The organism is Nonomuraea maheshkhaliensis (assembly GCF_039529435.1).
Taxonomy (GTDB): Bacteria; Actinomycetota; Actinomycetes; order Streptosporangiales; family Streptosporangiaceae; genus Nonomuraea; species Nonomuraea maheshkhaliensis.
Window position 1 is genome coordinate 1 of the sequence record NZ_BAAAMU010000217.1, and the last position, 9,529, is coordinate 9,529.

Below are 9,529 nucleotides of genomic sequence, written 5' to 3' on the forward strand. Positions count from 1 at the left end.
CCCGCCACCGAAGCCGCCTAAGATCCACCCACGGCACCTACCTCGTCGAGCCTTTACACCGCTCCGAGGACGCGACCGTCCACGATCTCCTCGGCGGGCAGGCCGGAGAGATGACTCCTGGGCCACTCCAGTCGCGCCGACCGGGTAGAGGTCTCAGCGGCGGAACGCGCGACCAGTTCCCAGAAGCCGTCGATGTCCATAGTCCGTGATCATGACACTCGTCGGACATCCTTGCCTAGATCACGGAACAGCGACGGAACAGCACTCTCCAAAGGACTAAGACAACGTGCGGACCCGGCGGCCGACACACGGTCATTCACCGGGTTTCCGCACGTCAACCGCCTACTTGAGCAACTGCCGGGCCATCACCAGTCGCTGGATCTGGTTGGTGCCCTCGTAGATCTGGGTGATCTTGGCGTCGCGCATCATGCGTTCCACCGGGAAGTCCTTCGTGTAGCCGTACCCGCCGAGCAGTTGCACCGCGTCCGTGGTGATCTCCATGGCCGCGTCCGAGGCGGCGCACTTCGCCGCGCTCGACAGGAAGGTCAGGTCCTTCTGGGGCTCTCCGTGCATCGCGCGTTCCGACTTGGCGGCGGCGTGGTACGTGAGCTGGCGGGCCGCTTCGAGCTTCATCGACATGTCGGCGATCATGAACTGGAGGCCCTGGAAGTCGGCCACCGGGCGGCCGAACTGCTTGCGTTCCTTGACGTAGCCGATCGCGAAGTCGAGGGCCCCCTGGGCGATGCCGAGCGCCTGGGCGGCGATCGTGATGCGGGTGTGGTCGAGGGTGGCGAGGGCGGTCTTGAAGCCGCTGCCGGGGGCGCCGATCATGCGGGAGGCCGGGATGCGGACGTTGTCGAGGATGACCTGGCGGGTGGGTGAGCCCTTGATGCCGAGCTTCTTCTCCTTGGGGCCGAAGGAGACGCCTTCGTCGGACTTCTCCACCACGAACGCGGAGATGCCGCGCGCGCCGGCCTCCGGGTCCGTCACCGCCATCAGCGTGTAGTACTCGGAGACGCCAGCGTTCGTGATCCACATCTTCACGCCGTTGAGGACGTAGTGGTCGCCGTCGGCCACCGCTCTCGTCTTCATGGCGGCGGCGTCCGAGCCGGCCTCCGGCTCCGAGAGCGCGTACGAGAACATCGCCTCCCCGCGCGCCACCGGTGCGAGGTAGCGGGACTTGAGCTCCTCCGACGCCGAGAGCAGGAGGGGGACCGTGCCGAGCTTGTTCACGGCGGGGATGAGGGAGGACGACGCGCAGGCGCGGGCCACCTCCTCGATGACGATGACCGTGGCCAGCGCGTCCGCCCCGGCGCCCCCGTACTGCTCAGGCACGTGTACGGCGTGCATGTCCGCCGCCACGAGCGCCTTGTAGACGTCCCAGGAGAACTCCTCGGTCTCGTCGATCTCGGCGGCGTGCGGCGCGATCTTCTCGTCGGCCAGGGCCCGTACGGTCTCCCTGAGCATGTCGTGCTCTTCGGCGGGCGCATAGAGAGGGAAGCTCATGCTGCAAATACTAGGACGTCCGAGCATCTTGTTACCAGCGGGTACGGTTTGCGGGGATTTGCAGGTGGCACGTAGCAGATAGCGAGGGCCGGTAGCCGGTAGCATGCCTGCGCGATCGAAAGGAGCCTCCTCGTGCCATATCGCCTCACGGTGATCGGGACCGGATACCTGGGCATCACACATGCGGCGTGCATGGCTGATCTCGGATTCGACGTCCTGGGCCTCGATATCGACGCCGACAAGATCCGCCGTCTGAACGCGGGCGAGCTTCCCATTCACGAACCGGGCCTCGAAACCGTCCTTCGCCGTGGCCTCGAATCGGGCCGGCTCCGCTTCACCACCTCCTACGAGGAGGTCGCCGCCTTCGGCGACGTGCACTTCGTCTGCGTGGGCACACCGCAGAAACGCGGCGAGTATGCCGCAGACGTCACATACATGGACAACGCCATCGAGTCCCTGGCCCCGTTCCTCGATCGCGAGTGCCTGGTGGTCGGCAAGTCCACCGTCCCCGTGGGCACGGCCGAGCGGATGGCCGACAAGCTGACCCGGCTCGCCCCGGCGGGCGGGCACGCCGAGCTGGCCTGGAACCCCGAGTTTCTGCGCGAGGGCTTCGCCGTCCAGGACACGCTCCACCCCGACCGCATCGTCCTCGGCGTACGCAGCGAGCGGGCCGAGAAGATGTTGCGCGAGATCTACGAGCCGCTGGGCGAGGTGCCGGTCGTGGTGACCGACTTCGCCACGGCCGAGCTGGTCAAGACGGCCGCCAACGCGTTCCTGGCCACCAAGATCTCTTTCATCAACGCCATGGCCGAGGTCTGCGAGGCCGCGCACGCCGACGTCGAGCTGCTGTCCGAGGCGCTGTCGTACGACGACCGCATCGGCGGCCGCTACCTCAACGCCGGCCTCGGCTTCGGCGGCGGCTGCCTGCCCAAGGACATCAGGGCCTTCATGGCCCGCGCCGGCGAGCTGGGCGCGGACCAGGCGCTGACGTTCCTGCGCGAGGTGGACGCCATCAACATGCGGCGCCGGGCCCGCATGGTCGACCTGGCCAGAGAGCTGGCCGGCGGCTCCTTCCACGGGTGCACGGTCGGCGTTCTGGGCGCGGCGTTCAAGCCGAACTCCGACGACATCCGCGACTCGCCCGCCCTCGACGTCGCCGTGACGATCGGGCATCAGGGCGGACAGGTCACCGTGTACGACCCGATCGCCCTCGACAACGCTCGTAAGGCGCATCCCGAGCTCAACTACGGCGAATCGGCCGTGGAGGCGGTGCGCGGGGCGCATGTGGTGTTGCTGCTGACGGAGTGGCAGGAGTTCGTGCAGCTCGATCCGGTGGAGCTGGGAGCCGTGGTCGCGACCCGGCGCATCGTGGACGGGCGCAACGCGCTCAACTCCGAGATGTGGCGGTCGGCGGGCTGGCACTATCGCGCCCTCGGCCGTCCCTGACCCCCATCCGGCTTCCGTGGCTACGCCAGGTGCCGGATCCACTGGGTGAAGAGGGGCCGATAGCCGCGACGGGCCCAGAACGGCGTCGAGAGCGGGTTCGGCAGCGCGTGGTGCAGCACCATGGACGTCACGCCCTCGGCCGCCGCATGGTCGTGGGCCGCGTCGGTGAGCGCCACGCCCACGCCCCGGCCGCGGGCCGCCGGTTCGACGTACATGGTGCCCAGGTACGCCACCGGCGCGGCGTTCACGGACGACGAGATCCAGCGGGTCCTGGTGGGCGGCTGGACGATGACACAGCCCGCCGCCCGGCCGCGTACCTCGGCGAGCCAGCACCACTCCAGCGGCAGCACCTCCTTGGCCACCGACTCCCGCAGCCGCTCCGTGGTGGACGCCCGTGCCGTGACCCAGCCGAACTGGGCGTCGTAGTCGACCAGCCGCCGGTACATGCCGGTCACGACGTCCAGGTCACCCTGGTTCGCCCGGCGTACGGTGACACCGGGGACGGGAGCGGCAGGCGTGTGCGGCAGGATGCGGCGGGCCGCCGCGGCGGCGACGGGCATGAAGCCGCGCATTGCCAGCGCCTTGACGGGGGCGGTGTCGCGGCTCGGCCATGACACGCTCAGCGCCTGCCCGGGGCCCGCGGGGCGGCAGCGGGCGAGCCAGCGGTCGAGCACGGCTCCGAGCGCGGCCTCGGGGTCGGGGCCCGCGACGCGGGCCTGGAGACGGTGGACGACCAGAGGGGACCAGGTGGCCTGCATGCTGTCGGGGTCGAGCCGGTCGGTCGAGGCGAGCCCGACGGCGTCGCGTACTTCGAGCCATTCGCCCTTGCCGTGGAGCTCGTCCTGGCCGGCGACGAGCGGGTCCACGGCGCGTACGCGAGCCGCATGGCCCTTGATCAGGTCGTCCATCCCGGCACCCTAACCGCCTCGGAGCCCATGGATAAAGGGGGTCCGGCACCGGGCGCTCCGCCTCCTCGGACGAGGGTTCAGCGCCGAGTGCCGCATCCGGGTGGTGCCGGGCTCAGCGCCGAGTGCCATGTCCCGACAGTGCCGAGCTCAGAGGCCGGCGGCCTCCGCGCGCAGCTTCTCGCCCTTCGCGTACGCCTGCTCCTTCAGCCGCTCCTGGAACTCCTCCATCCGCGCCCGCAGCCCCTCGTCGGAGGCCGCCAGGATGCGTACGGCGAGCAGCCCGGCGTTACGGGCCCCGCCGACGGCCACGGTGGCGACCGGCACCCCGGCCGGCATCTGGACGATCGACAGCAAAGAATCCATTCCGTCCAGGTATTTCAGCGGCACCGGCACTCCGATGACCGGCAGCGGCGTGACCGAGGCCAGCATGCCGGGCAGGTGGGCGGCCCCGCCCGCGCCCGCGATGATGACCTTGACCCCCCGGGACGCGGCCTGCCGGCCGTAGTCGATCATCTCGACGGGCATGCGGTGGGCGGACACCACGTCGGCCTCGAACGGCACCCCGAACTCGGCCACCGCCTCGGCCGCCGCCTTCATCACCGGCCAGTCGGAGTCGCTGCCCATGACGATGCCGATCACGATGCCTCCTTCGCCGGCCCCGCGACCCTCGCGGCACCGTGTCCTGCCGCCAACCCGGTGACGTGCCCGCTCACACGTACTCACCCGTCATCAGGTGCACGGCGGCGTGGCGGGCCCGGGCGCGTACTTCGTCCAGGTTGGAGCCGAGGGCGGTCACGTGGCCGATCTTGCGGCCAGGACGCACCTCCTTGCCGTAGAAGTGCAGCTTGATGCCCGGATCGTGGGCCAGCACGTGCTCGTAGCGCTTGAACACGTCAGGGTCGTCGCCGCCGAGCAGGTTGGCCATGACGACGTACTGGGCGGTCATCTTGGGCGTGCCGAGCGGCAGGTCGAGCACGGCCCGCAGGTGCTGCTCGAACTGCGACGTCGTCGAGCCCTCGATGGTCCAGTGGCCGCTGTTGTGGGGGCGCATGGCCAGCTCGTTGACCACCAGCCCGCCGGAGGTCTGGAACATCTCGACCGCCAGCAGCCCGGTCACCCCGAGCTGGTCGGCGATGGTCAGGGCGGTGCGCTGGGCCTGGGCCGACTGCTCCTGGTCGAGGCCGGGAGCGGGCGCGATGACCTCGACGCAGATGCCGTCCTGCTGCACGGTCTCGACGACCGGGTAGCTCACGCCCTGCCCGTGGGGCGAGCGGGCCACCAGCACCGCCAGCTCCCGCTCGAACGGTACGAAAGCCTCGGCCATGAGCTCGATCCCGGACGCGAACGCCTCCACGACGTCGGCGGGGGACCGGCACACCCACACGCCGCGCCCGTCGTAGCCGCCGCGCACCGCCTTGAGCACCACGGGCCAGCCGTGCTCGCCGGCGAAGGCCGTGACGTCGTCCACGGAGCCCACCCGCGCCCAGGCGGGGCAGGGCGCGCCGATCGCGGTCAGCCGCTCGCGCATGACCGTCTTGTCCTGGGCGTGCACGAGCGCGTCCGCGCCCGGGTGCACGACGTAGCCGTTGGCGGTCAGGGCCTTGATGTGCTCGTTGGGCACGTGCTCGTGGTCGAAGGTGATCACATCGCAGCCCCTGGCGAACTCGCGCAGATCACCAAGATCACGGTAGTCTCCGATGCGCGTGTCGACGACGACCCTGGCCGCGCTCTCCTCAGGATTGTTGGCCAGCACCCGCAGCTCGACGCCGAGCGCGATGGCCGGTGGCTGCGACATTCTGGCCAGCTGGCCCGCGCCGATGATGCCGACGACCGGCCCGATGGGGCTGTATGAACTCACGCCAGGTGAGCTTACCTGGACGGATGGGCTTTCCCCGACCCGCCCGGAGCAATCCGCGACGGGCCGGGGCTGGGCGACCGTTCCGGGTTGCCGCACAGACGCCGCCGTTCCGGATCGCCTCACAGAGCACGACCGTTCCGGATCGCCTCACAGAGCACGACCGTTCCGGGTCGCCTCACAGAGCACGACCGTTCCGGGTCGCCTTACAGAGCGCAGCCGTTTCGGCTCGTCTCGCAGGCACGGCCGCCCAGCCGCCGTGCAGGCACAGCCGTCAGGCCGCGTCACAGGTACGGCCGTCCAGCGTTCGCGTGCCCTCGAACTGCACCGCAGCGTATTCCCCCTTCCGCCGTTATGCCCCTCATAAGGCGATATTTCGCTAGATGTTCTTTGCGCGGTATGTTCGGCGGTCTGACACTCGCCCGACACCCCGGCCGGTACGCTGGGGCGAACAGGCACGACGAGGGAAGGGACCGAGCAGAGACGTGGATTTCGCCAGACGGCTCTACCAGCGGTTCTCGGCCCTCGTGCACGAGCTGGCCAAGTTCGGCAGCATCGGGGCGGTGGCGTTCGTCATCGACCTGAGCCTGCTCAACCTGTGCAACAGCGTGCTCGACCTCGGCCCCCTGACCTCGAAGGTCGTGGCGACGACGATCTCCACCACCTTCGCCTACCTGGGCAACCGATTCTGGACCTTCCGGCACCGCGAGCAGAGCGGGCTGGGCCGCGAATACTTCCTGTTCTTCCTGCTGAACGGCATCGCGCTGCTGTTCGGCATGCTGACGATCGGCTTCACCACCTACACGCTCGGCCTGCACGACACCCTCAGCTTCAACATCGCCAACATCGTCGGCGTAGGCCTCGGCACCCTCTTCCGCTACTGGTCGTACAAGAAGTGGGTGTTCCTGGAGGCCACCGAGCCGATCCCGGTCGAGCTGCCCGAGGGCGGCGTCAAGCAGGAGCGCTGACCCCGCCCTCTCACGCCGGGCCGCTGACCACCCGGTTCCTGTTGTCGTCCTCCGCCGGTCGCAGGAAGATGGCGAATGTCGCCGGGCGGCGGCGTACGAGCTCCAGCCGGCCACCGTCGGCGGCGGCCAGCGCGCGGGCCAGCGTGAGCCCCAGCCCGGTGCCTCCCCCACCACTCACGTTGCGCTCGAAGATCTTCGGGGCGATCTCGTCGGAGATGCCGGGCCCCTGGTCCGCCACCTCGATCACCACGTAGTTGTCGCCGCAACTGCTGGTCACGGTGACGTCGCCGCCGCCGTGCCGCAGGGAGTTCTCCAGCAGCGAGGCGACGACCTGGCCGAAGCCGCCCGTGGTGGCCATCGCCTTCAGGTCGCGGGCGCCGTCGAGGTGCAACCCGCGGCCCGCGTCGCGGAAGACCGGCGCCCACTCGGTGATCTGCTGGTCGAGCACCTCGTCGATGGCGACAGGTTCGGCCTGGGCGTGGCGCTGGCGGCGGGCGGCGGCCAGCAGCTCGTCGATCACGGCGGTCAGCCGCTCGGCCTGGACGATCGCCGCCTCGCCCTCCTCGCGGACGACCTCCGGCTCGTCGGAGGCGGCGACGATCTCCTCCAGGCGCATGGTGAGCCCGGTCAAGGGGGTACGGAGCTGGTGGGAGGCGTCGGTGGCGAACTCCCTCTCGCGGGTGAGCAGGTCGGAGATGCGGGTGGCGCTGCGGTCGAGCACCTGAGCCACCCGGTCCAGTTCGGGGATGCCGTAGCGGTGTTTGCTCGGCCGCGCGTCCCCCGAGCCCAGCCGGTCGGCGATCTTCGCCAGGTCCTGGAGGGGCAGGGTCAGCCGGCGCGACTGCACGACCGCCAGGCTCACGGCCACCGCCAGGGCGGCGACGGCCAGGGCCACGATGAGCAGCAGCCTGGCCCGTACGTCCTGCTCGACCTGGTCCTGGTCGCGGCTGATCCGTACGTAGACCCCGGTGTTGGTCTGGGCGTCCTCGGTCATCAGGTGACCGGACGGCGGGGGGTCGCCGACGACGGTCACCCTCAGGGGGGTTCCGCGTTCCCAGATCTGGATGAATCTGCCCGGGTACTTCTGCTCCAGTTGCTGGGGATCGAGCGGTGTCTCCTGGACGCGGGCGTACTCCACCTCTCCCACGAGACGCTTGGCTTCCGCCCCGAGCTCCTGAGCCGCCTCATCGACGATCAGGCGGCTGACGACGACGCCCAGGGGGACCCCCAGCAGCAGGACCGCGATGACCGCGACGACCAGGGTGGAGGAGAGCAGTCGGCGGCGCATCTACTCGCGCTCGAACCGGAAGCCGACCCCCCGGACGGTCGTGATGTAGCGCGGCTTGGCCGCGTCGTCGCCGAGCTTGCGGCGTAGCCAGGAGATGTGCATGTCGAGGGTCTTGGTGGAACCCCACCAGTTGGTGTCCCACACCTCGCGCATGATCTGCTCGCGGGTGACGACCTTGCCCGCGTCGCGGACGAGGACGCGGAGCAGGTCGAACTCCTTGGTGGTCAGGTGCAGCTCCTTCTCCCCCATCCAGGCGCGCCGGGAGTCCGCGTCGATGCGTACTCCCTGCACGACCGGGGTCTCGGACGTGCCGCGGCGCAGCAGCGCCCGTACCCGGGCGAGCAGTTCGGCCAGCCGGAACGGTTTGGTCACGTAGTCGTCGGCGCCGGCGTCGAGGCCGACGACGGTGTCCACCTCGTCGACGCGGGCCGTGAGTATGAGCACCGGGGTGCCGTGCCCTTCGGCGCGGATCCGGCGCGCGACCTCAAGCCCGTCCATCTCTGGCAGGCCAAGGTCGAGAACGATGAGGTCGATCCCGCCCGACAGCGCCCTTTCCAGGGCCTGCGGGCCGTCGGGACTCACCTCAACCTGATAGCCCTCACGGCGCAGCGCACGCGCGAGTGGCTCGGATATCGAGGTGTCATCCTCGGCGAGAAGTACGCAGGTCATAAAGCGATCGTAGGACCTTAGGCGATCGTTTCCCGGGCGCAGCGCGCGGTTTGACTCGTCGTTGACCTATCCATTGACCTGGGCAAACGTAGCTAAAATACGGTAGGTCGTGATTAAAGCACCGCTGCTTCGGGGGGTGAATTCATCGGGTGATCATGCCCACCGATGAATTGCCTCAATCCACCCCCTCGGCGAGTCGTCGTCACGGCATGGTGCGATCATGGGGAAATGTCGTTGCCCGCCGCCGATCGCGCGCGTGAAATGTGGTCCCGCCTCGCCGGCGCGCCTGCCGGCTTCCCCCGGCCCGGTGACGTCGGCGTGGTGGTCTCGGGCGAGCCGGCGTTGTGCCCGCCGGGCTGGAGCGGGCTGGTCGAGCTCGGCGGGGCGATCCTGGCCGTGGTGCCGCGCCCGGAGCTGGTGGACGGCGTGCACGCGCGGCTGCTCGCCCTGCTCGGCGAGGGGGACGGGCTCTCCCGGCTGGCGGTGGGCGAGGTGCTCGGCCCCGCGGAGCTCGCCTACCTGGACGAGACGGACTTCCGGCCGGCCGGGGCAGCGGTGGAGCGTCTGCCGGCCGGGCACGGCGACGTGAAGGTGCTGCTGGCGTCGGTCCCCGAGGCGGACGCGGCGGAGTCGGGGCTGGAGGATGCCGGGTCGCCGGTGTACGTGGTCCGCGACAGGTCGCGGGTCGTGGCGGCGTCGGCGTACGAGCTGTGGGCGGAGACGGCGGCACACGTCTGCGTCCTGACGGCGGGCACGCACCGGGGGCGCGGGCTGGCCCGCGCGGTGGCCTCGGCGGCGGTGGCGGACGCGCTGGCGAACGGGCTGCTGCCGCAGTGGCGGGCCCGGCCGGTCGCCTCCCGCCCGGTCGCCCCCGCGCCCGGCTTTCTCC

At 70.1% G+C, this 9,529-nt stretch carries 10 protein-coding genes; 3 read left to right on the top strand and 7 right to left on the bottom strand.

Features of this window, described 5'->3' with window-relative positions:
• Window positions 1-53: 53 nt before the first annotated feature.
• Together ABFX54_RS54665 and ABFX54_RS54670 are read right to left on the bottom strand one after the other, a co-directional pair.
• A complete protein-coding gene (locus ABFX54_RS54665; RefSeq protein ID WP_346115257.1) occupies window positions 54-200 on the bottom strand; it encodes a DUF4240 domain-containing protein in 147 nt (48 codons plus the stop codon).
• 142 nt (window positions 201-342) lie between these two features.
• Window positions 343-1,506 carry an acyl-CoA dehydrogenase family protein gene (locus tag ABFX54_RS54670; RefSeq protein WP_346115258.1) on the bottom strand — a complete coding sequence of 388 codons (1,164 nt, stop codon included), beginning with the start codon at window positions 1,504-1,506 and terminating at the stop codon, window positions 343-345.
• Window positions 1,507-1,638: 132 nt separating this feature from the next.
• Here ABFX54_RS54670 and ABFX54_RS54675 point away from each other — a divergent pair, with 132 nt between their 5' ends.
• Window positions 1,639-2,952: a UDP-glucose dehydrogenase family protein gene (locus ABFX54_RS54675; RefSeq protein ID WP_346115259.1), complete on the top strand. Its 1,314-nt coding sequence runs from the start codon at window positions 1,639-1,641 to the stop codon at window positions 2,950-2,952.
• Window positions 2,953-2,972: 20 nt separating this feature from the next.
• Here the strand turns inward: ABFX54_RS54675 and ABFX54_RS54680 are convergent, their stop codons facing one another.
• The 3 genes from ABFX54_RS54680 to ABFX54_RS54690 all read right to left on the bottom strand — a co-directional run bounded on the left by ABFX54_RS54680 (window position 2,973) and on the right by ABFX54_RS54690 (window position 5,718).
• On the bottom strand, window positions 2,973-3,860 hold the full coding sequence (locus ABFX54_RS54680) for a GNAT family N-acetyltransferase (RefSeq protein ID WP_346115260.1): 888 nt from the start codon (window positions 3,858-3,860) through the stop codon (window positions 2,973-2,975).
• 147 nt (window positions 3,861-4,007) lie between these two features.
• A complete protein-coding gene (gene purE, locus ABFX54_RS54685) occupies window positions 4,008-4,484 on the bottom strand; it encodes a 5-(carboxyamino)imidazole ribonucleotide mutase (RefSeq protein ID WP_346115265.1) in 477 nt (158 codons plus the stop codon).
• Between the two features lie 85 nt (window positions 4,485-4,569).
• Window positions 4,570-5,718, bottom strand: a complete 1,149-nt coding sequence (locus ABFX54_RS54690) for a 5-(carboxyamino)imidazole ribonucleotide synthase (protein WP_346115261.1) — start codon at window positions 5,716-5,718, stop codon at window positions 4,570-4,572.
• Between the two features lie 482 nt (window positions 5,719-6,200).
• Here ABFX54_RS54690 and ABFX54_RS54695 point away from each other — a divergent pair, with 482 nt between their 5' ends.
• Window positions 6,201-6,683, top strand: a complete 483-nt coding sequence (locus tag ABFX54_RS54695) for a GtrA family protein (RefSeq protein ID WP_346115262.1) — start codon at window positions 6,201-6,203, stop codon at window positions 6,681-6,683.
• 10 nt (window positions 6,684-6,693) lie between these two features.
• On the opposite strand, the gene ABFX54_RS54700 is transcribed toward ABFX54_RS54695, so the two are convergent.
• Both ABFX54_RS54700 and ABFX54_RS54705 read right to left on the bottom strand, forming a co-directional pair.
• Window positions 6,694-7,971, bottom strand: a complete 1,278-nt coding sequence (locus tag ABFX54_RS54700) for an ATP-binding protein (RefSeq protein WP_346115263.1) — start codon at window positions 7,969-7,971, stop codon at window positions 6,694-6,696.
• Window positions 7,972-8,640 (bottom strand): response regulator transcription factor, encoded by a 669-nt coding sequence (locus ABFX54_RS54705; RefSeq protein WP_043620820.1) that lies wholly within the window; start codon window positions 8,638-8,640, stop codon window positions 7,972-7,974.
• A gap of 228 nt (window positions 8,641-8,868) precedes the next feature.
• On the opposite strand from ABFX54_RS54705, the gene ABFX54_RS54710 reads away from it, so the two are divergent.
• Window positions 8,869-9,529: GNAT family N-acetyltransferase (locus tag ABFX54_RS54710; RefSeq protein ID WP_346115264.1), on the top strand; the 661-nt coding region annotated here is incomplete at its 3' end.

Excerpts from the sequence above, each read along its gene's own strand:
- ABFX54_RS54670 (WP_346115258.1), bottom strand. The coding sequence starts at position 1,506 with ATGAGCTTCCCTCTCTATGCGCCCGCCGAAGAGCACGACATGCTCAGG.
- purE (WP_346115265.1), bottom strand. The coding sequence starts at position 4,484 with ATGGGCAGCGACTCCGACTGGCCGGTGATGAAGGCGGCGGCCGAGGCG.
- ABFX54_RS54705 (WP_043620820.1), bottom strand. The coding sequence starts at position 8,640 with ATGACCTGCGTACTTCTCGCCGAGGATGACACCTCGATATCCGAGCCA.
- ABFX54_RS54680 (WP_346115260.1), bottom strand. The coding sequence starts at position 3,860 with ATGGACGACCTGATCAAGGGCCATGCGGCTCGCGTACGCGCCGTGGAC.
- ABFX54_RS54700 (WP_346115263.1), bottom strand. The coding sequence starts at position 7,971 with ATGCGCCGCCGACTGCTCTCCTCCACCCTGGTCGTCGCGGTCATCGCG.
- ABFX54_RS54665 (WP_346115257.1), bottom strand. The coding sequence starts at position 200 with ATGGACATCGACGGCTTCTGGGAACTGGTCGCGCGTTCCGCCGCTGAG.